Genomic DNA, 20,189 nt, shown 5'->3' on the forward strand with positions numbered 1-20,189 from the left:
ACATTAGATGTCCAATCACACCTACAGGGTCACCGAGATCGTGGGAACCTCCGAGGAAGGGCTGGACGCGGCGATCCAGAACGGCGTCGCGAGGGCCTCCGAAACGTTGCACAACCTCGACTGGTTCGAGATGACCCAGGTCCGCGGGCATATCGAGAACGGCCGCATCGCCCACTACCAGGTGGGACTCAAGGTCGGCTTCCGGCTCGACGAGAACGCCTGACCGGCACGTCGGCCGGGGACGCGGCTGCGGAGCCCTGCCTCAGGTGCGTCCCTCGCGCTCCTGCGCGTCCTTCAGCGTCGGCGGGGTGACGGCCCATCGGGCACGTACGACCGTGAATCCGGCCCGCTCGGCCGCGTCACACACCAGCTCGTCGTCATCGACGAGGACACGTACCTCGCGTTCCCGGCCCAGCCGCTCCAGGATCTCCAGTTTGGTGCGGCGGGCCGGCCGCCGGTCGGCGTTGCGCCGCATGTGGACACTGCCCTTCGGCAGCCCCTGCCGCTCCAGCCAGGCCAGGGTGTCCCTGCGGCACTTCTCTGGCCTGCCGGTCAGATACACGATCTCGCATTCCCCGGCACGCGCCAGCACCAGGCTCACGCCTGCCTCCAGCGGGGGATCATGGGGCGCCGCCGAGAAGAAGCCCTCCCAGTCGCGCCGCGAGCCCTCCAGGAAGTGCTGCCGATGGCCGGTGTCGGCGAGCGTGTTGTCCAGGTCGAAAACGGCCAGCGGCCGGGTGTCGTCACTCACGGTGCCCACCCTAGAAGCCGCAGGAGGACACGACGGGGACGGGTTCCTCCGCTCCGGCGCGCGGTCCTCAGCGACCGGGTGCCTTGCGCAGCTGTTCCTTGTCCGTCGAGGACCGGCCCCCGGGGCCGGGCTTCCTGGCCTGCTCGTACGGCTGGCCCTTCGCCGGTCCCTGCGCTCCGCTGCGGGAGTGCCGCCCACCGCGCCCGGAAGCCGGTTCGGGGTTCCGGAGGGACGATCGGCTCGTGGTCCCGGACACTCCCGAGCGGGCCCGCTCCTTGTTGACGGTGCGCGCCGCGATGTCCTCGGCGCGCTTCGTGGGCGTGCCGCGCTTCCCGGCCCCCTCCTCGATGCGCTCGTACCGACGTCCACGCCTGGAGCTGGACCCTGCGTGCATGACGCCTCGCCTCGCTGTCCGACGGTGATGTCGCGCCGCGGCACCCGCACCTGCCGGGCGAGGGAGCCGGACGGGGCACGGCGTCCGGCAGGTGCGGGTCGCGGAGCGTGGCCGTTCGAGATGCAGGCGGGCCCCGGCGCTGCTTCGCTGAGAAGGTCTGCTCCCCCACAGATCCAGGAGTGATCATGAGCGTTGCAGGTGAGTCCGGCGGCCGTGCCCAGCAGCTGCGTGCCAAGGCACAGGAACTGAACGAGGCGGCGGAACGCGCCACCGACCCGGAGCAGCGGCAGCGGCTCCAGGACAAGGCCCGCCGCCTGCGGGAGCAGGGCGAGAAGGAGAGCTCCATGAACGACCGGGGCATGGACCCGATGGTGTAGGCCCGCGGACCGGGCTGCCGGTGGTCCTCACCTGTGCGGGAGGATCACCGGCAGAAGCACGCCCATCCCGCCGATCCCTCACGGAGCCGTACCACCGATGTCCACCCCCCATGATCCGTACGTCCGGGTGCGCGGCGCGCGCGAGCACAATCTCCGCGATGTGGACGTCGACATTCCGCGCGATACCCTCACGGTCTTCACCGGCGTCTCCGGATCGGGGAAGTCCTCCCTGGCATTCGGGACGATCTACGCGGAGGCCCAGCGCCGCTATTTCGAGTCCGTCGCCCCCTACGCCCGTCGGCTGATCCACCAGGTCGGAGCCCCCGACGTGGACGAGATCACCGGGCTGCCGCCCGCCGTGTCGCTGGAGCAGCGCCGGTCGGCTCCCGGGGCGCGCTCATCGGTGGGTACGGTCACCACGCTGTCCAATTCCCTGCGCATGCTCTTCTCGCGCGCCGGTGACTATCCGCCGGGTGCCGAGCGGCTCGACTCCGACTCCTTCTCGCCGAACACGGCGGCCGGGGCCTGCCCCGAGTGCCACGGCCTGGGGCGGATCCACCGCACCACCGAGGAGCTGCTCGTACCTGATCCGTCGTTGTCGATCCGGGAGGGGGCGATCGCGGCCTGGCCCGGAGCCTGGCAGGGCAAGAATCTGCGCGACGTGCTGGACGCCCTCGGTCACGACGTCGAGCGGCCGTGGCGGGAGCTCGAGCCGGCGGACCGTGAATGGATCCTGTTCACCGACGAGCAGCCGGTGGTGACGGTCCACCCGGTGCGCGAAGCGGGCAGGATCCAACGTCCTTACCAGGGGACGTACATGAGCGCGCGCCGTTATGTGATGCACACGTTCGCGGATTCCAGGAGCCGGACGCTGCGGGCGAAGGCGGAGCGCTTCCTGACCGGCGCGCCGTGTCCGGTGTGCGGCGGCAGCCGGCTGCGGCCGGAGGCCATGGCGGTCACCTTCGCCGGCCGGACGATCGCCGACTTGGTCTCGCTCCCCCTCACCGCCCTCACCGAGATCCTGCTGGAGGCGGGTGACGGGAGCGGCACGGCACGGGTGCTGACGGCCGACCTGCTGGCCAGGATCGGCTCCGTGACCGAGCTGGGTCTCGGCTACCTCAGTCTCGACCGCACCGCCCCGACCCTGTCCTCGGGCGAACTTCAGCGGCTGAGGCTCGCCACGCAACTGCGGTCAGGGCTGTTCGGCGTCGTCTACGTGCTGGACGAGCCGTCGGCAGGCCTCCACCCCGCCGACACGGAGTCACTGCTCGGTGTGCTCCGCAGGCTCAAGGAGGCGGGGAACTCGGTGTTCGTGGTGGAACACCAGATGGATGTGGTGCGGCAGGCCGACTGGCTGGTGGATGTGGGGCCGCTGGCGGGCGGGCACGGAGGCCGGGTCCTGCACAGCGGCCCTCCGGCCGGCCTCGCCGGGGTGAGCGGATCCGCGACCCGGCGGTTCCTCTTCGGTGAGGGCCCGGCGCCGGTGCGCGAGCCTCGCACCCCCTCGGGGTGGGTCACGCTGCGCGGGGTCGACCTGCACAATGTGCGCGGTGTCGACGCCGCTTTCCCGCTCGGCGTGCTGACCGCGGTCACCGGCGTGTCGGGGTCGGGCAAGTCGACCCTGGTCGGGCAGGTGCTGGCGGGGGTGCTCGCCGACCGGCGGCCGGCGGAGACGGCGCAGGACATGGCCGCCCCGGTGGCGCGGGGCTGTGCTTCGGCGGAAGGCCTGGACGCGGTGGACCGGCTCGTGCAGGTCGACCAGCGGCCCATCGGCCGTACGCCCCGGTCCAACCTGGCCACCTACACGGGATTGTTCGACGTCGTACGGAAGCTCTTCGCGGACACGGAGACGGCGCGGGCCCGGAAGTACCGGGCGGGCCGGTTCTCGTTCAATGTCGCGGGCGGGCGGTGCGAGACCTGCCAGGGCGAGGGATTCGTCTCGGTCGAGCTCCTCTTCCTGCCCAGTACGTACGCGCCCTGCCCGGACTGTCACGGTGCGCGTTACAACCCTCGGACGCTCGAGGTCACCTTGCGCGGTCTCACGATCGCCGGGGTGCTGGACCTGACGGTGGAAGCGGCGGCCGGCTTCCTCGCCGGAACTCCGGCGGCCGAGCGCAGTCTGCGGGCCCTGCTGGACGTGGGGCTCGGTTATCTGCGTCTGGGACAGCCGGCGACGGAACTGTCCGGTGGTGAGGCGCAGCGGATCAAGCTGGCCACGGAGCTGCAGCGTGCCCGGCGGGGGCACACGCTCTATCTGCTGGACGAGCCGACGACGGGCCTGCACCCGGCCGATGTCGAGGTGCTGATGCGGCAGCTGCACGGTCTGGTGGACGCGGGGAACACGGTGGTGGTCGTGGAGCACGACATGGCGGTGGTGGCCGGCGCCGACCGGGTGATCGACCTGGGTCCCGGTGGCGGGGACCGGGGCGGCCGGATCGTGGCCACCGGAACGCCCCGGGAGGTCGCCAGCGCTGGGGGGAGCCGCACGGCCGCGTACCTGACGGAGGCACTGCGGACGGGCTGACTCCCCGCGCTCGGCAGGATCAGCGGCGCACCTTGCGGTTGGCGCGCAGCCACTCCTTGTTCATCGCGGTGATCGAGGGCAGCGGGATGCCCTTGGGGCAGGCGGTGGCGCACTCACCGGTGAGTGTGCAGCCGCCGAAGCCCTCGTCGTCCATGGTGGCGACCATGTCGAGCACCCTGGTCTCCCGCTCGGGGGCCCCTTGGGGGAGGACGTTGAGGTGGTTGACCTTGGCGGAGGTGAAGAGCATCGCCGAGCCGTTCGGGCAGGCGGCGACGCAGGCGCCGCAGCCGATGCACTCGGCGTGCTCGAAGGCCGAGTCGGCGTCCGGCTTGGGCACGGGGATGGCGTGCGCGTCGGGCGCGGTGCCGGTGGGTGCGGAGATGTATCCGCCGGCCTGGATGATCCGGTCGAAGGAGGAGCGGTCGACGACGAGGTCCTTGATCACCGGGAAGGCCGAGGCACGCCACGGCTCGACGTCGATGGTGTCCCCGTCGCCGAAGGACCGCATGTGGAGCTGACAGGTGGTGGTCCGCTCGGGACCGTGGGCGTCGCCGTTGATGACGAGGCTGCACGCGCCGCAGATGCCTTCGCGGCAGTCGTGGTCGAAGGCGACGGGCTCGTCACCCTTGAGGATGAGTTCCTCGTTGAGGGTGTCGAGCATCTCCAGGAACGACATGTCCTGCGAGATCCCGTCGACTTCGTACGTGGCCATGGCGCCGGGCGCCTCGGCGTTCTGCTGGCGCCAGACGCGCAGGGTGAGCTTCATGCGTAGCTCCGCTGAGTGGGGTGGACGTACTCGAAGACGAGGTCTTCCTTGTGCAGGACGGGGGCCTCGCCGGTGGCGCTGAACTCCCAGGCCGCGGCGTAGGAGAACTCCTCGTCCCGGCGGGCGGCCTCGCCGTCCGGGGTCTGCGATTCCTCACGGAAGTGGCCGCCGCAGGATTCGGCACGGTGCAGTGCGTCGAGGCACATGAGCTCGGCGAGCTCCAGGTAGTCGACGACGCGGTTGGCCTTCTCCAGCGACTGGTTGAACTGTTCGCCCGTGCCGGGCACCTTGATGCGGCGCCAGAACTCCTCGCGGATCCGCGGGATCCGGTCCAGGGCCTCACGGAGCCCTTCCTCGGAGCGGGCCATCCCGCAGAACTCCCACATGAGTTCACCGATCTCACGATGGAAGGAGTCCGGGGTGCGGTCCCCGTCGACAGACAGGAGGAGGTTGATCCTGTCCTCGGTCTCGGCGACGGCTTCGGTGACCGCCGGGTGTCCGGCGTCGATCTCCTCGGTGTGCGGGTTGCGGGCCAGGTAGTCGTTGATCGTCGACGGCAGGACGAAATAGCCGTCGGCCAGTCCCTGCATCAGCGCGGAGGCGCCGAGACGGTTGGCTCCGTGATCGGAGAAGTTGGCCTCACCGATGGCGAAAAGACCGGGGACCGTGGTCTGGAGGTCGTAGTCGACCCAGAGGCCGCCCATCGTGTAGTGCACGGCGGGGTAGATGCGCATCGGCGTCTCGTACGGGTTCTCCGCGGTGATCCGCGCGTACATGTCGAAGAGGTTGCCGTACTTCTCCTCGACCTTCTTCCTCCCCATGCGCGCGATGGCCTCGGCGAAGTCGAGGTAGACGCCCTGGCCGCCGGGGCCGACGCCGCGGCCCTCGTCGCACACGTTCTTCGCGGCACGGGATGCGATGTCACGGGGCACGAGGTTGCCGAAGGCCGGGTACATGCGTTCCAGGTAGTAGTCCCGCTCGTCCTCGGGGATCTGGTTCGCCGGGCGGTCGTCGCCCTTGGCCCTGGGGACCCAGATGCGTCCGTCGTTGCGCAGCGATTCACTCATCAGCGTCAGCTTCGACTGGTGGTCGCCGGTGCGCGGGATGCATGTGGGATGGATCTGGGTGAAACAGGGATTCGCGAAGTAGGCGCCCCGGCGGTGGGCACGCCAGATCGCGGTGGCGTTGGAGTTCATGGCGTTCGTCGACAGGTAGAAGACGTTGCCGTAGCCACCGCTGGCCAGGACCACGGCGTCGGCGAAGTAGGTATCGGTCTTCCCGGTGACGAGGTCGCGGGCGACGATGCCGCGGGCCTTGCCGTCGACGACGATCAGGTCGAGCATCTCGGTGCGGGGGTGCAGTTCCACGTTGCCCGCGGCGATCTGGCGGGACAGTGCCTGATAGGCGCCGAGGAGGAGCTGCTGCCCCGTCTGGCCGCGGGCGTAGAACGTACGGGAGACCTGGACGCCGCCGAAGGAGCGGTTGTCGAGGAGACCGCCGTACTCACGGGCGAAGGGGACGCCCTGGGCGACGCACTGGTCGATGATCTCCACCGAGATCTCGGCCAGGCGGTGGACGTTGGACTCACGGGCGCGGAAGTCGCCGCCCTTGACGGTGTCGTAGAAGAGGCGGTGGACCGAGTCGCCGTCGTTGCGGTAGTTCTTGGCCGCGTTGATCCCGCCCTGCGCGGCCACGGAGTGGGCCCGCCTGGGCGAGTCCTGGAAGCAGAACTGGACGACGTGGTAGCCCTGTTCGGCGAGTGTCGCGCCGGCCGAGCCACCCGCCAGGCCGGTCCCGACGACGATGACGGTGTGTTTGCGGCGGTTGGCGGGGTTGACGAGTCTGGCCTGGAAGCGGCGGGTGTCCCAGCGCTCGGCCACCGGGCCCGTGGGTGCCTTGGTGTCGACGACGGGCTCGCCGGTGCGGTAGTTCGTGTAGTCGCTCATGTCAGCTCACCACTCCGGTCATCACGGCGACGGGCACGGAGACGAAGCCGGCCGTCAGTACCACTGCGAGGACATTGGCGAGGGTCTTCAGTACGCGGTTCCGGGTCGCGCTGCCCACGCCGAGGGTCTGTGCCGCACTCCAGAACCCGTGCTGGACGTGCAGCCCGAGGGCGAGCACGGCAGCGATGTAGATGACGTTGCCGTACCAGGTCGAGAAGGTGTCGAGCACGTTCTGGTAGGGGCGCCCGGACTGGAATCCTCCGGTGTGCACGGTGCCGGTCGTCAGGTCCAGGATGTGCCAGACGATGAACAGCGCGAGGATGACGCCGCCGTAGCGCATGGTCCGGGTGGCATAGCTCGAACGCGCCTTCCTGTGGACGTACGCCGTGGGGCGCGCCCTGAGATCGCGGCGGCTCAGCTGGTACGCGGAGGCGGCGTGCAGGACGACGGCCGCGACGAGCACCACACGGACGATCCACAGGGCCCACTCGTGGTGCAGGAAGGGCTCACCGAGGGTCCTGAGCCAGTGCGCGTAGTGGTTGAACTCGTCGGATCCGAAGAAGATCTTCAGGTTGCCCAGCATGTGGACCACCAGATAGCCGAGCATGACCAGTCCGCTCACAGCCATGATCGTCTTCTTGCCGACGGACGAGTCCCAGAGCGTACGCGTCATGGACGGCCGTCGGTCCGCCCGCGTTGCCAATGCCATGGACACGACGCTAGAGGCGAAGGGCATCATCAGTCCAAGACATGAAATGACTCATCTCCATAGGCGGCACCTATGGACCCCGCTATCGTCGGCTGCATGCACTTCCAGCAGCTCGCCTATTTCGTAGCCGTGGCCGAGGCCAGACACTTCACCCGGGCCGCCGAGGAGGTGCACGTGTCCCAGCCCTCGCTCTCCCAGCAGATCAAGGCCCTGGAGAACGAGCTGGGTGCCGAGCTGTTCAGCAGGGCACGCGGCAACATCGCGCTGACCGACGCGGGCGAGGCACTGTTGCCGCTCGCCCGCAGGATCCTGGCGGACGCCGACACCGCACGGCACGAGGTGCAGGAGCTGGTGCAGCTGCGCCGGGGGCGGATCAGGCTCGGCGCCACCCCGAGTGTCTGCACGGGCCTGCTGCCCGAGGTGCTGCGTGCCTTCCACGGCGCCCACCCCGGGATCCAGCTGCTGATCGAGGAGGGCGGTTCCCACGACCTCGTACGGCAGCTGGCCCGGGGTGCGCTGGATCTCGCGCTGCTCGTGCTGCCGCTGCCCGCCGCCTCACCCGCGCTCACCACGGTGGAGCTGCTGCACGAGGACCTCGTGGTGGTCTCGTCGGCCTCCCGGCCCGCCCCCGGACGGAAGGGCTCCGTGCACGTCGCCGATCTGGAGAACGAGCCGCTGGTGATGTTCCGGCACGGTTACGACCTGCGGGAGCTGACCGTCGCCGCCTGCCGGGCGGAGGGTTTCGAGCCGTCGTTCACGGTGGAGGGCGGTGAGATGGACGCCGTACTCGGATTCGTACGCGCGGGCCTCGGGATCGCCGTCGTCCCCCACATGGTCGCCGCGCGGGCCGGCCAGGGCCTGCGGACGACGCCGCTGGCCTCGCCGGGTCTTCGGCGCACCATCGCACTGGCGCACCGCAGCGATGTCGAACCGCCGCGTGCGGCGCGCGAGCTGCAGCGCATGCTCCTGGGGGCGGGTCCGCCCACCGTGTCCTCGGCCGCCGGCGGGCCCGCCCCGGCCGGCGGCTGAGAGGGGCCCTCAGACCGCGTCCGCCAGCAGCAGCGAGTGGATACGGTCCGGGGCTCCCGGACGCGCGTAGTACCAGCCCTGAGCGGTGTCGCAGCCGAGCTGTCGCAGCTGCTCGGCCTGGGCGCCGGTCTCGACCCCCTCCACCGTGACCGCGAGGTCCAGGCTGTGGGCGAGTGAGACGATGCCCTCGACGATCTTCAGGTCGACCGGGTCGGCCGGGTGGTGCTGCATGCCCTGGGTGAAGGAACGATCCAGCTTGAGCACGCTCACCGGCAGGCGCCGCAGGTTCGCCAGATTCGAGTAGCCGGTGCCGAAGTCGTCCAGCGCGATGTCGACGCCCATCTCCGCCAGCTGGCGCAGCGGTTTGAGCAGATCGTCGTCCGCGCCGATCAGCGCGGACTCGGTGACCTCCAGGCAGAGGGCCCCGGGCTCCAGGCCGGAACGTTCCAGCACGTCGACGGTCTCGGCGACCAGCCTCGGGTGGTGCAGCTGGGTGGGCGAGAGGTTGACGTTGATCCGCAGGGGGCCGCCATCGGTGTGGCGCTCCTGCCAGAAGTTCGCCTGGCGGACGGACTCCTCCAGGACCCAGCGGCCGAGCGGAACGATCAGCCCGGTGTGCTCGGCGAGCGGGATGAACCGGTCCGGGCCGAGCACACCGTGCTGCGGATGGCACCAGCGCACCAGCGCCTCGGCGCCGTGCACACTGCCGTCCCCGAGGTGCACCAGGGGCTGGTACTCGATGAAGAACTCGTTGCGGTCCAGTGCCGTCGGCAACGCCGTGGTCAGTCCGTGCCGGGTGATGGCGCGGGCATCGGCCTCGGCGTCGGCGAGAGCGAAGCGGTTCCCGCCCGCCGCCTTGGCCCGGTACATCGTGATGTCGGCACTGCGCAGCACCTCGGCCGCGGTGCGTTCGCCCGACGGGCCTTCGACGAGGCCGATGGATCCGCGTACGGTCAGCTCCCGGCCGTCGAGACGGATGGGGGTGGCGAGCGCCGAGAGGATGCGTCCCGCCAGTTCGTGGACCTCTTCCTGCGTACGCGGCCCGGTCGTGAGGGCCACGAACTCGTCACCGCCGAGCCTCGCGACCATTTCGCCGGGGGCGGTCGCGCAGCTCTGCAACCGGTCGGCCACCTCCACCAGGAGCCGGTCCCCCGCCGCATGGCCCAGGCTGTCGTTGATCGCCTTGAAGCCGTCCAGGTCCAGATAGCAGAGGCCGAAGCGCATGCCCTCCCTGGGCGCGAGAGCCTTCTCCAGGCGTTCGAAGAACAGCGTCCGGTTGGGCAGGCCGGTGAGCGCGTCGTGGGTGGCCTCGTAGCGCAGCCGCAGATTGAGCAACCGCCGCTCGGTGGTGTCCTCCAGGAGGGCCAGCTGGTACTGCGGCCGCCCCTCCGGGTCCCGCAGCAGCGAGACGGTGAGGTTGGTCCACAGCACGGTGCCGTCGTTGCGGTAGTAGGGCTTCTCGACGTTGTAGTGCTCGCGCTCGCCACGCACCAGTTCTTCGTAGTACTTCCATACGTACGGCGAGTCCTCGGGATGTACCCACTCGTTCACCTTGTGGCTGCGGACGTGGTGCTCCAGACCGCCGAACATCCGGGTGAGGGTGTCGTTGATCTCCAGGATGTTCCCGTCGAGGTCGGCGATACCGATCCCTACGGCGGCGTCCTTGAAGACAGCGCGGAAGCGCGCCTCGGTCGCGTGCAGCGCCTGCTCGGCATGCGAACGGGCGGTGAGGGCCGAGCGGGCGATGGCCTCCTGCTCGGCGAGTGTCCGTTCGCGCAGCGCCTGGCTGAACCCGCCTGCGAGCGCGTGCTGGATGCGTGCGCACCGGGCCCGGCTGTCCTCGGTCGACAGCTCCACCGGCCCGTTGCCACCGCAGTAGAGGACCAGGTAGGAGTCGACAACGCCCAGTGTGGAGCTCAGGGCGTCGGGGTCCGTGCAGTGCGCGGCGACCAGTGCGGCTCCGACACGGTGCGCGGGCGTCGCGTCGAACACCCGTGTGTGAAGGATGTCGTTGAGCTCCCGGGCGAGTGGCAGCAGGTGTTTCTCGAACTCCGGACGGGTCATGGAGGTGGCCGTGGACGGAAAGATCGCCCTGCTCCAGATGGTGGCGAATCTTCGGAGCCGGCCTTCGGGACCGTCGGGCTCCGCGTCCGGCTCGCCGGACGACTGGGCGGGAATGCTCACGCCTTGCGTCCAACCCCGGCGAAGCCCGAGTAGGCGAACGGGTCTTCCTGCGCGAGCGTCTCGGGGGACTCGGGGCGCCACTCGGGCATGGCGACGAGCCCGGGCTCGATCATCTCGTACCCCTCGAAGAAGCGGCTGATCTCCGTGCGCGAACGCATGATCAGCGGATTGCGGATGGTGCGGTAGACATCGACCGTTCCCCCCGCCTCCTCCTGGCTGAGCGGCATCCTCTCGTACGAGGCATGGGTCAGGACCAGCAGACTGCCCGGAGCCAGTGCGTCGCGGAGCTCGGCGACCGCCGCGTACGGGTCGTCCGCGTCCTCCAGGAAGTGGAGTACCGCCACCAGGAGGAGCGCCACCGGCTCGTCCAGGTCGAGGAGGCCGTTGATCTCCGGGTTCGCCAGGATCTCCCGGGGCTTGCGCAGATCCGCGGCGGCGATGACCGCACGCTCGTTGCCTTCGAGCACCGCCTGGCTGTGTGCGACCGCGACGGAGTCGTGGTCGACGTAGGCGATCCGGGCTTCGGGGTCGGCCGCCTGGGCGACTTCATGAACATTGCCGAAGGTCGGTATGCCGGATCCTATGTCCAGGAACTGATTGACACCCGAAGCGGTGGCGAAGCGCACGGCCCGTCGCATGAAGGCACGATTCGCCTGCATGACCTTGGGCAGACCCGGCATGAACTCCATGGCCTTGCGGGCCGCTTCCCTGTCCACCTCGAAATTGTGCGAACCGCCCAGGTAGAAGTCGTACATGCGAGACACGCTCGGCACCGAGATGTCAATGCCCTGCGGTGCCCAGGCGGGACGCTCCATCGATGTCTCCAACAAGTCGCCACGGCGATCCGGCCATGTTCATGGTCAGTGTTGACCAGAGGCTACTGATCGACCGCCAAGAGAGCGAGTGGAAACGGAAATTAGAGATCCGTTATTGGTCACACACCGGAGGCATGTGCGGCCGGCCCGTCGCTGCGTGTACACATTCGACAACGGACCGGTACCGCCGGAGTCCCGTGAGTGCCGTTCGGGGATCCGATCGGCTTCGCCCCGGGCGAGGCGTTCCGCCACGTATTCGTGTCGGCTTCCGCTCACCTCTGCCGCCCGTCCGGAACGCGCGTCCGCGTCTTTCCTGACCCTGGGTACGACCGATGAGCAGGCACGGGCCCGTAGAAGTCCGGGAAAATTTTCGACAGGCGCACATATGAATGGCCGAATGTCCCTCCATCAGGCGAATCAATACCTCTCGCCGCGTGTCCACCGGCTGGAGGGAACATGCTGCCCGGCGTGTACGGATCACGCATATGGCGGCTGACAGCCGCCACCCTGCTCCTGCTGCTCTCCGCTCCGCTGCCGGCGGCCGGCGACGACTGCGCGGTTGCCTCCATCGGGCAAGGGGACGGCGGCTCGTCCGTCGCGGTGGCGGGCGAGGGGTGGTGCGGTGCGGTCATCGGCGAGCCCGAACCTGAACCGGTACCGCCCCCGCCACCCCCGCCACCTCCACCTCCACCTCCGCCTCCCCCACCGCTTCCACCACCCCCGCCCCCGCCCCCGCCTCCTCCCCCTCCTCCGCCTCCCGCACCCGCGCCCCCACCCGCACCACCGGAACCGGAAGCGGAATCCGCGCCGTCGCCGTCTCCACCCGTCGCGCGCCCCACACCACCGATCCCGGCGTCCGTGGCCCTCCCCACCTACAGAAAACCGCCTCGCAAAACAGTGCGGACCGGGCCGTCACTGGTCTCGCTCACCCTTCTGATCACCGCACCCGCCGTTTTCGCCGTGGCCGTGCTGCGACCCCGCTCGTCTCGCTGACCGAAAAAGGGAACCCATGTCGGAATGGCTTGTTCTGACCATTGCGATGGCGTCGGCATGTGCTGTCGTCCTGACCATCGCCGTACTGAGCAACCGTCGCCTCGCCGACGACGACGATCCGTCCGAGACGCCTGACGTCATCGAGTACATGACGATGATGATCGGCGTGGTGTATGCGATCGTGCTCGGCCTGGCCATCGCGGGCGTCTGGGAGGGCCGTAGCGCCGCCCAGGAGTCGGTGCGACTGGAGGCGCAGGCTCTGCACGAGGTGAGCGCACGTTCAGCCGTCTACCCGGCCGAGGTCCGCGACCGCATCCGCGCCGACGTCGACGCGTACGTGGCCCATGTCGTCGGCGACGAGTGGAGGTCGATGACGGACCACGGGAGTCTCACCGAGGAGGGCACCAGACTTCTCGACCGGGTGCGGGCCGACGTGACGGAGTACAAGCCCCGGACGGACCACGAAGGGCAGGCGTACCAGCCGCTGGTGGACCAGGTGGCCGCCGTCGACGACGCACGGGGGGCCCGGGGGCAGAACGCGGGCGCGACGATGCCGGGGGTGGTCTGGTTCGGCCTGATCACCGGGGCCGTGGTCACCGTCGGGCTGATCTTCACGCTCCAGATCCGCAGAACCTTCCGCGAACTGCTGCTGGCGGGCCTCTTCAGCGTACTGATCGCATTCCTGCTCTTCCTGATCTGGGACTTCGACGCCCCCTTCGGCAGGGGCATCTCGGCGACCACGGCCCCCTTCGTCGACCTGTTCCCGAACGCCGCGGAGAGATAGGAGCACCCTCCCGACCTTGTCCCCCGGCCGGTCGGGGGACAAGGCTGCCCCATTCGCCTGACACCGATAGCGGTCGATATGTGACACTCATACCGTTTCGGGCATCGAGGTGCACGTCTCATGTCTCGCGGAAATCCGTTCCGCGGCTGCTCCTCGGGACCCGGAGGATTCACCATGCGCGCGATACGTGTCGCACCCGTCGCCCTGCTGGGCGCCGCCGCCTGTTTCCTGACGGCACCGGCCGCATCGGCCGATGTCTCCAACGGCGGCACGTCCACCTCGTTCACCCCGACCATCACTCCGTCGACGGTCGCACCGGGAGGCCGGGTCACACTCGGCGCCATGGGCTGCAGAAGTGACGCGACCGCGTTCTCGGGCGTGTTCGACACGACCACCATCCCGAGCGGCAGGTCTGCCACGGCCACGGTGGACCGGGACGCCAGGCGCGGCGCGGTCTACGAGGTGACCTTCCGTTGCGGCACCACCACACGATCGGCCAACCTGACCATCACGAGCGCCGCCACGAGCTCCCCCACGGCCCTCCCCACCACGGCCCCCACGACCAGCTCCACCGCTTCTCCCAGCGGCGTACTGGGCGGGCTCGGCGGCAGCGTCGACACGATGGACCCCGCGGAGATCGCGGCCGGTTCCGCCTTGGTCGCGCTCGCTTCGGCCGGCGCCTTCCACGTCCTGCGCAAGCGCCGTACCAGCCGTCAGCACTGACGGCCCGCCACCGCATACGGCACACGGAAGTCGCCCCGGGTCCTGATCGAGGACTCGGGGCGACGGGCGTATCGGGCCGGACGGGAGGTTCGACGCGTCAGACCGCCGCATTGCTCATCCGGCGACGCACGACGAAGACGGCACCGCCGAGGGACGCCGCCGCGACAAGGCCACCGCCGACCTGCATCTCGACGGAACTGGGGCCCGTCGACCCCCCGAGCCCGCCCTGCGCGCCCCGTGAGGGAAGCACGGTGAAGCGAGCCGTCGCGACCTGGTCACCATTGCCGCCCTGGCCGCCGTTGCCACCCTGACCGCCGTTGCCACCCTGACCGCCGTTGCCACCCTGACCGCCGTTGCCGCCCTGGCCGCCGTTGCCGCCCTGGCCGTGCTCACCGCCGTTGCCGCCCCGGCCGCCGTCATCGCCCTGGCCGCCGTCACCACCGTTGCCGCCGCCGAAGTTGTTGTTGCTGTCGTTGCACCTCACGGACAGGCTGTACTGACCGGGCGTCGCGTTGTCCCGGATACGCGCCGTGGCGTAACCGACCCGGCCCGGTGAGAGGTTCACCGTCGGGAACGCGTTCGACCACACCCTGCCGCCGGAGCGCCCGCAGCCCTCTGCACTGATCTGCATCGTGGCGCCCTGGTGCACCGAAGACGGGTTGACGGTGACATTGGTCGGAAAATTGTTCGGGTTGCTGCCCGGCCCGCCGCCGGCGGCGGCCAGCGGGGCAGCGAGCCCGACTGTCGCGAATGCGGTCGCGGTCACCGCGAGAACGCGTGAAGCACGCATTTTCGAACCTCCAGCGGGAAGCGCCCCGGAGTCTTGTCCTCCAGGATCAGTCGACGCATACGCATCCCATGACAAACCCTCACCAAATACCGCATGTACCGCACTTCGGCACTACTCCACCCCGGTGAGCCGACACGCCGTGGGCCGAGCCCTGAATCTGACGGAGGCGCAGGTCACGGACCGTCAGGATTCTTATCCGTTGATTACTCCGAAAAGAAGACACCGCCGTCGGTGCCCGGTCGGCCACCACCCGTTCGCCCTTCCCTGATCGCCTCGGCGCGGACCCGCGCCTAGCGTGGCCGTGTCGCGAACGAAGGGAGAGCCATGGGCCGGGACCAGTGGGGCGCCGAGCGGAGCAGACGCACACCGTGGGGCGCGATCGCCCTGGTGATGCTGACCGGGCTCGCTCTGATGCGCAACGGTGTGGAGACGTCCCCCGGGCCGCCGCAGCCCGCTGCCGCGGCCTCGGTGGCCGGCCCCCGGGACACCGCGGTGTCCGCGCCGGTCGAAGGCGAGCCCGTACAACCGCTCGCATACGCCCCCGCCGAGCGCATCCGGATCCCGTCCATCCAGGTCGACGCACCCGTCGTCGATGTGAACCTGGACCCGGCCGGCTGGATCGAGGCGCCGCCCGCCCAGGACCCGAATCTCGCCGGCTGGTACCAGAACGGCATCGCCCCTGGTCAGCGTGGGACCGCCGTGATGGTCGGCCATGTCGACAACCTCGCCGGCCCTGCGGTCTTCTACGGGCTGGGTTCTCTCGGCAAGGGCCGGCAGGTCGAGGTGTCCCGCTACGACGGCCGGGTCGCGGTGTTCGAGATCTACGGTGTCGAGGTCTTCTCCAAGAACGACTTCCCCGGAGCACGGGTGTACGGCGACACCGGGTACGCCGAACTCCGGGTCATCACCTGCGGCGGGGCCTATTCGAAGGCCGGAGGTTACGAGGGGAACGTGGTGGTCTTCGCCCGGCTGGTCGAGACGCGATAGCCGGGGGCGGAAGGGTGCACCGCTCCCGTCAGCTGCGGTGCGGGACGGTCGGGCGGTAACCCTTCCCGATGAGCGCGGGCAGGTACCGGCGCAGGGCCGCCACGCTCTGGGACCGGTTTCCGCCCGCGTCGTGCGACAGCACCACGACGCCGGGCGCCGCGCCCTTGTCGACCCGGCGGACGATGGTGTCGGTGCCCGGCGAGGTCCAGTCCAGCGTGTCGAGGGTCCAGGCCATCGGTTCCATTCCCATCGCGGCGCCGATCTCGAAGGAATTGCGATTCCAGGCGCCGTACGGGGCGCGGTACCAGAGGGGCGGAGCACCCAGGGTCTTCTCGACCACTTCGCTGGTGCTGCCGAGTTCGTCCCGGATCGCACCTCGGGAGAGCTTCGGGATCAGGGGGTGCGACCAGGAGTGGTTGCCGACCACGTGCCCGTCGTCGGCCATCTCCCGGAGCAGGTCGCGATTCTCCACCGCCATCTCGCCGCATACGAAGAACATCGCGCGGGCGCCGTATCTTCGCAGCGTGGCCAGGATGTCCGGGGTGTACCGCGGGTCGGGTCCGTCGTCGAAGGTGAGCACCAGGGCGTCGCTTCCGGGCGCGGGCAGCTTTTCGATCGGCCGGGTGCGGACGGGTGGCGCCGCGGGCAGGAAGCGGGGTGGTGCGGTCGAGGTCATGGGGCGCAGCCGGTAGGCACCGGAGCCCGCCTGGGCGCGTGCCGGGGGCCCGGAGGCCGGGGGCGGCGGCGCACCGCCGGAGCGTGCGGGTGTCCTGACCGGGCCCGTCGGGATCAGGTGCACCGCGGTGGCGGCCCCCAGTGCGAGGGCGAGGCGCAGCACGGTGCGGCGTTCCGCTGGAATCTGATCATGTTTCATGACCAACTGCTCGCACGGAGTTACGCCCGCGCCCGTCGTCGACACCGGGTGTGCGGTGTTTTGCACCCGATGGACGGAGTGCCTCTGCGGTATCCGGCGGGAAGGGTGCCGGGCCCTCGCGGAGGGGCCCGGGAAACGGTCGGAGGAAGCGGCTAACCTCAGGGCCGTGACCGATCAGCAACAGCACCGCTTCGAGCGCGGCACGGACGGCCCCAAGGTGATCGTCGCGGGCCTCGACGGCTCCGGGTCATCGATGCGGGCTGCGGCGTACGCGGCGGGCCTCGCCCGTCGGCAGAACGCGATGCTCGCCCTCGTCTACGTCCAGCCGGTGATGTCGGCCGGCGCCGCCCTGGGGGCCCCCGTCGCCGACACCACCGGGGAGGTCGCCGAAGGGCTGGTGCACGAGATCAGGACCGCGGCCGAACGGCTGAAGGACATATGGAATGTCCGCTGGGAATTCCACACCTTCCCCGGCGACCCGTACAACGGGCTCGTGACGGCGGCCGACGACCTGAAGGCGGACGCCGTGGTCGTGGGCGCTTCGGAGTCCGCCGGACATCGCTTCATCGGCTCGGTGGCGGTCCGGCTGGTGAAGGCCGGGCGCTGGCCGGTCACCGTCGTACCGTGACGCCCCGCGAGCAGGCCCCGTGCGGTGAGGCCGCGGGCAGCCCGCGTGCCGTGACGCCCACGCGGGGCAGCCTTCGTACCGGGCCGCCCCGGCGGATGCCGGGCATCACTTCCCGACGACGAGACCGTCCTGGGCCGCACCGCGGCTGAGGACGACGCCGCGGATGCGGTCGCGGATCTCCCGCAGGCGACCGCCGGCCGCTCCGGCCGGGGCGGATGCATCGAGGTCCGGACGGACGACGCGTCCCGCCCCGGGATCGAACCACTGCGGAATGAACTCGGCCTTCCTGACAGCCCATCGCTGTCCCGGTTCCGCGGGCGGCCCGAAGGTGAAGCGGCCCATCGAGCTCTCGCCGGCGCGCGGGTCCCGGACCCCCTCATGGTTGATCATGGCGCCGGCGACCTGGTTCCCCATGCCGTACACGACCCAGGTGCCGTTGACCTTCTCGTACGCCTGCGGGACATGGGCGCGGGTGCCGAGGATCAGGTCGATGTCGGGGCGTCCGCCGGTGCGGGAAGCCGTGAGTTCGCGGCCGAGCCCGAGCTGGGCGTCATCGGGGGTGTCCTGCCACTCGGTACCCCAGTACAGGGAGACGACGACCACGTCGGCACCCGCCTTGCGGGCCGCCCTGGCGTCCGCGACGATCTGCCCCTTGTCGATCAGGCCGACCGCCCAGGGCTGCCCGGCGGGCAGGGGGGCGCCGTTGGTGCCGTAGGTGTATGCGAGGTGGGCGACCTTTGCCGCGTTCTTCCCCTTGCCCGCCCTGAGCAAGGCGGGGCGGGACGCCTCCTCGGCCGAGCGTGCGGATCCTGCGTGGGCGATGCCCGCACGGTCCAGGGCGTCGAGTGTGCGTCCGATCCCCTGGGCGCCGTCGTCCAGGGTGTGGCCGGAGGCGGTCGAGCAGGAGTCGAAACCGGTGGCGCGGAGTGCGGTCGCCACTTCGGGCGGCGATTTGAAGGACGGATAGCCGGTGTAGGGGCCGCCGTCCTGGCCGTACACCGTCTCCATGTGGCAGATGGCCAGATCCGCCCCTGAGACCACGGGAGCGGCGCCCTTGAGCATCGGCCGGAAGTCGTAGCCGCTGCCGCCCGCGTCGGCGGCGGCCCGGTCGAGGACCGAGGAGTGCGGCAGGATGCCGCCCGAGGCCAGCAGCGTGAAGGTGCGTGCGCTCCCCGCTTTTTCGGCTCCTGCCCCGTTCACACCCCGCTCGGCAGGAAGGTGCCGCCCGGCGAACCCGGGGGGCGAGGACAGTTGGCCGGTACAGGCGGTTGCGGTGGCGAGGAGACCGGCGACACCGATCGCCGCGCTCCGTCGGATGCGCTTCGTCATCTGTACGACTCCCAGTTCGGACGATTTCAGCTATCCGAATACATATATATTCATACTGATCAGTCAAGAACAAAAGCCTCCGAGTACCTGAATCGGCCGTATCCCCTCCTGCCGACCGCTCACCGCACCACTCGTCGCTCCGTGCGACCGCTCGGCGCACACCTCGGCGTAGCGCCTGTTCCTCCGTGTCCCGATGCGTTCGTATACGCCAGGCGGGAGCGAGGCGTCAGGGGCCTCTCCGGGAAAGGACGTTCACGATGACCACGACGACGACCGATGAGCGGGCCATCGCGCAGTTGCAGCGGGAACACGGGCCCGCGCTGTTCCGCTTCCTGCTGGGACTCACGTTCGGCGACCGGCAGCGGGCGGAGGACCTGTTGCAGGAGACGCTGGTGCGCGCCTGGCAGCATCCGGAGGCGTTCGACGCTCCTTACGACTCGATGCGCCCATGGCTGTTCACCGTCGCCCGGCGGCTGGCCATCGACGCCCGCAGGTCCCGCCAGGCCCGGCCGCCGGAGGTCAGCGACGCGCTCCTGGAGAGCACCCCCGCCCAGGACGACACCGCGGCCTCGGCGGTCCGCGCCCTCGACGTACGCGAGGCCGTGAGCACACTCAGCCCCGAGCACCGTGCGGTGCTCGTGCAGATCTACTTCCGGGGGCTCAGCGTGGGCGAGACCGCCCAGGCCCTCGGCATACCGGCGGGCACCGTCAAGTCCCGTTCGTACTACGCCCTTCGGCTGTTGAGGCGCAATCTGCCCGGCTATTCCAGCAGGTCGTCCACGTTGATCAGGGCGAGCAGGGAGGCTGCGTCCATGATCTCCACGTAGGCCGCGGCACACGCTCCGCACTGCTGGAGGTGCCGGGCGACCGTTCCGCTCTCGTCCGCTTCCAGGGCATCGAGCACATAGGCGCCCAGCAACTGCCGTACATGCGGGGTGTCGCCCGGGTCGGCGGTCATCGCACCTCGTATCTCCCGACGGATCCTGCCCTTCTGCCCACGCGAAGCGCTTGCCCCCGGTTCAATGCTGCGTGTAGCCCGGTGCCGAGTCGACGAAAGAGGCGAGACGGGATGCGTCCCGAACATCACGAAGAAACCGGCGGGGGCGGGCTGCTGGTCCCGATGGCCTGGATGTACTCCGAGTACATCGCCGACGAGGTGCTCGTGACCGGCGACCTGATGGAGCCGACGACCCTGGAGTACCGGGCGGGACGTGACGCGCTCGCCCTGACGATCTTCCTCTCCGACGGCGCGGTCGCCGATGAGCTCCCCGTGGCGCGGGTGGACGAACTGCGGTTGCTCACCGCCTACGGCGCCGCCTGGAGACGCTGGGTCTGCGCCCGGCTGGAGGCGCTGGCGCGGCCGACCGCTCCCGCAGGGGCCCCGGATCCCGATCTCGCGCTGGCGCGGGCCACTTGGCGGTGGCTGGAGGAGACCGAACTGCTGGCCGCGGACCTCGACGCGATCGGCCCGCCGCCGTGGGAGCCGGTGGAGGAGGACGAGGAGGGCAGGACACGGGTGTGGACGCCGGCCTGGCAGCTGGGGCTGCCGCTGGGGCATCTGGCCGTCCATCTGTACTGAGCGACGG

At 70.0% G+C, this 20,189-nt stretch carries 21 protein-coding genes; 10 read left to right on the forward strand and 11 right to left on the reverse strand.

Annotated elements, in window-relative coordinates; genetic code table 11:
• Window positions 1–7 precede the first annotated feature (7 nt).
• Window positions 8–223, forward strand: a complete 216-nt coding sequence (locus ACF1FZ_RS11925; RefSeq protein WP_391773226.1) for a dodecin — start codon at window positions 8–10, stop codon at window positions 221–223.
• 39 nt (window positions 224–262) lie between these two features.
• Here ACF1FZ_RS11925 and ACF1FZ_RS11930 read toward each other — a convergent pair whose 3' ends face one another.
• Window positions 263–751: a hypothetical protein gene (locus tag ACF1FZ_RS11930; protein WP_391773227.1), complete on the reverse strand. Its 489-nt coding sequence runs from the start codon at window positions 749–751 to the stop codon at window positions 263–265.
• 67 nt (window positions 752–818) lie between these two features.
• Window positions 819–1,145: a plasmid stabilization protein gene (locus ACF1FZ_RS11935; protein ID WP_391773228.1), complete on the reverse strand. Its 327-nt coding sequence runs from the start codon at window positions 1,143–1,145 to the stop codon at window positions 819–821.
• Between the two features lie 185 nt (window positions 1,146–1,330).
• On the opposite strand from ACF1FZ_RS11935, the gene ACF1FZ_RS11940 reads away from it, so the two are divergent.
• Both ACF1FZ_RS11940 and ACF1FZ_RS11945 read left to right on the forward strand, forming a co-directional pair.
• The gene (locus tag ACF1FZ_RS11940) at window positions 1,331–1,522 is read left to right on the forward strand and encodes a DUF6381 family protein (protein WP_391773229.1); all 192 of its coding nucleotides are present in this window, start codon (window positions 1,331–1,333) and stop codon (window positions 1,520–1,522) included.
• A gap of 97 nt (window positions 1,523–1,619) precedes the next feature.
• The gene (locus ACF1FZ_RS11945; protein WP_391773230.1) at window positions 1,620–4,046 is read left to right on the forward strand and encodes an ABC transporter; all 2,427 of its coding nucleotides are present in this window, start codon (window positions 1,620–1,622) and stop codon (window positions 4,044–4,046) included.
• Window positions 4,047–4,065: 19 nt separating this feature from the next.
• Here the strand turns inward: ACF1FZ_RS11945 and ACF1FZ_RS11950 are convergent, their stop codons facing one another.
• From ACF1FZ_RS11950 to ACF1FZ_RS11960, 3 genes are read right to left on the reverse strand one after another with little or no spacing between them, the layout of a single operon-like run.
• Entirely contained in the window at window positions 4,066–4,812 is a 747-nt protein-coding gene (locus ACF1FZ_RS11950; protein WP_391773231.1) for a succinate dehydrogenase/fumarate reductase iron-sulfur subunit, read from the reverse strand.
• Window positions 4,809–6,758: a fumarate reductase/succinate dehydrogenase flavoprotein subunit gene (locus tag ACF1FZ_RS11955; RefSeq protein ID WP_391773232.1), complete on the reverse strand. Its 1,950-nt coding sequence runs from the start codon at window positions 6,756–6,758 to the stop codon at window positions 4,809–4,811. The genes ACF1FZ_RS11950 and ACF1FZ_RS11955 overlap by 4 nt, the downstream gene beginning before the upstream one ends.
• Before the next feature lies 1 nt (window position 6,759).
• On the reverse strand, window positions 6,760–7,467 hold the full coding sequence (locus ACF1FZ_RS11960) for a succinate dehydrogenase (RefSeq protein ID WP_391773233.1): 708 nt from the start codon (window positions 7,465–7,467) through the stop codon (window positions 6,760–6,762).
• A gap of 96 nt (window positions 7,468–7,563) precedes the next feature.
• Here ACF1FZ_RS11960 and ACF1FZ_RS11965 point away from each other — a divergent pair, with 96 nt between their 5' ends.
• The gene (locus ACF1FZ_RS11965; RefSeq protein ID WP_391773234.1) at window positions 7,564–8,496 is read left to right on the forward strand and encodes a LysR family transcriptional regulator; all 933 of its coding nucleotides are present in this window, start codon (window positions 7,564–7,566) and stop codon (window positions 8,494–8,496) included.
• A 9-nt stretch (window positions 8,497–8,505) separates the two neighbouring features.
• Here the strand turns inward: ACF1FZ_RS11965 and ACF1FZ_RS11970 are convergent, their stop codons facing one another.
• Window positions 8,506–10,680, reverse strand: a complete 2,175-nt coding sequence (locus ACF1FZ_RS11970; RefSeq protein WP_391773235.1) for a putative bifunctional diguanylate cyclase/phosphodiesterase — start codon at window positions 10,678–10,680, stop codon at window positions 8,506–8,508.
• The gene (locus tag ACF1FZ_RS11975; protein WP_391773236.1) at window positions 10,677–11,495 is read right to left on the reverse strand and encodes an SAM-dependent methyltransferase; all 819 of its coding nucleotides are present in this window, start codon (window positions 11,493–11,495) and stop codon (window positions 10,677–10,679) included. Before ACF1FZ_RS11975 ends, ACF1FZ_RS11970 begins: the two co-directional genes overlap by 4 nt.
• A gap of 1,009 nt (window positions 11,496–12,504) precedes the next feature.
• Here ACF1FZ_RS11975 and ACF1FZ_RS11980 point away from each other — a divergent pair.
• Together ACF1FZ_RS11980 and ACF1FZ_RS11985 are read left to right on the forward strand one after the other, a co-directional pair.
• The gene (locus ACF1FZ_RS11980; RefSeq protein ID WP_391773237.1) at window positions 12,505–13,272 is read left to right on the forward strand and encodes a hypothetical protein; all 768 of its coding nucleotides are present in this window, start codon (window positions 12,505–12,507) and stop codon (window positions 13,270–13,272) included.
• A 174-nt stretch (window positions 13,273–13,446) separates the two neighbouring features.
• The gene (locus tag ACF1FZ_RS11985; protein WP_391773238.1) at window positions 13,447–13,995 is read left to right on the forward strand and encodes a hypothetical protein; all 549 of its coding nucleotides are present in this window, start codon (window positions 13,447–13,449) and stop codon (window positions 13,993–13,995) included.
• Between the two features lie 97 nt (window positions 13,996–14,092).
• On the opposite strand, the gene ACF1FZ_RS11990 is transcribed toward ACF1FZ_RS11985, so the two are convergent.
• Window positions 14,093–14,785: a hypothetical protein gene (locus ACF1FZ_RS11990; RefSeq protein WP_391773239.1), complete on the reverse strand. Its 693-nt coding sequence runs from the start codon at window positions 14,783–14,785 to the stop codon at window positions 14,093–14,095.
• 324 nt (window positions 14,786–15,109) lie between these two features.
• Here ACF1FZ_RS11990 and ACF1FZ_RS11995 point away from each other — a divergent pair, with 324 nt between their 5' ends.
• A complete protein-coding gene (locus ACF1FZ_RS11995; protein WP_391773240.1) occupies window positions 15,110–15,772 on the forward strand; it encodes a class F sortase in 663 nt (220 codons plus the stop codon).
• A 28-nt stretch (window positions 15,773–15,800) separates the two neighbouring features.
• Here the strand turns inward: ACF1FZ_RS11995 and ACF1FZ_RS12000 are convergent, their stop codons facing one another.
• The gene (locus tag ACF1FZ_RS12000; RefSeq protein ID WP_391773241.1) at window positions 15,801–16,646 is read right to left on the reverse strand and encodes a polysaccharide deacetylase family protein; all 846 of its coding nucleotides are present in this window, start codon (window positions 16,644–16,646) and stop codon (window positions 15,801–15,803) included.
• A 166-nt stretch (window positions 16,647–16,812) separates the two neighbouring features.
• Here ACF1FZ_RS12000 and ACF1FZ_RS12005 point away from each other — a divergent pair, with 166 nt between their 5' ends.
• On the forward strand, window positions 16,813–17,274 hold the full coding sequence (locus ACF1FZ_RS12005) for a universal stress protein (RefSeq protein ID WP_391773242.1): 462 nt from the start codon (window positions 16,813–16,815) through the stop codon (window positions 17,272–17,274).
• A 105-nt stretch (window positions 17,275–17,379) separates the two neighbouring features.
• Here the strand turns inward: ACF1FZ_RS12005 and ACF1FZ_RS12010 are convergent, their stop codons facing one another.
• Entirely contained in the window at window positions 17,380–18,603 is a 1,224-nt protein-coding gene (locus ACF1FZ_RS12010; RefSeq protein WP_391773243.1) for a CapA family protein, read from the reverse strand.
• Window positions 18,604–18,860: 257 nt separating this feature from the next.
• Here ACF1FZ_RS12010 and ACF1FZ_RS12015 point away from each other — a divergent pair, with 257 nt between their 5' ends.
• Window positions 18,861–19,430: a sigma-70 family RNA polymerase sigma factor gene (locus ACF1FZ_RS12015; protein WP_391773244.1), complete on the forward strand. Its 570-nt coding sequence runs from the start codon at window positions 18,861–18,863 to the stop codon at window positions 19,428–19,430.
• On the opposite strand, the gene ACF1FZ_RS12020 is transcribed toward ACF1FZ_RS12015, so the two are convergent.
• A complete protein-coding gene (locus tag ACF1FZ_RS12020) occupies window positions 19,364–19,561 on the reverse strand; it encodes a zf-HC2 domain-containing protein (RefSeq protein ID WP_391773245.1) in 198 nt (65 codons plus the stop codon). The two genes, ACF1FZ_RS12015 and ACF1FZ_RS12020, sit on opposite strands and share 67 nt — an antisense overlap.
• A gap of 111 nt (window positions 19,562–19,672) precedes the next feature.
• Here ACF1FZ_RS12020 and ACF1FZ_RS12025 point away from each other — a divergent pair, with 111 nt between their 5' ends.
• Window positions 19,673–20,182, forward strand: coding sequence for a hypothetical protein (locus tag ACF1FZ_RS12025; protein ID WP_391773246.1), 510 nt, complete (start codon window positions 19,673–19,675; stop codon window positions 20,180–20,182).
• Window positions 20,183–20,189 lie beyond the last annotated feature (7 nt).

The sequence above is a fragment of the Streptomyces sp. NPDC014623 genome (assembly GCF_043088245.1).
Taxonomy (GTDB): domain Bacteria; phylum Actinomycetota; class Actinomycetes; order Streptomycetales; family Streptomycetaceae; genus Streptomyces.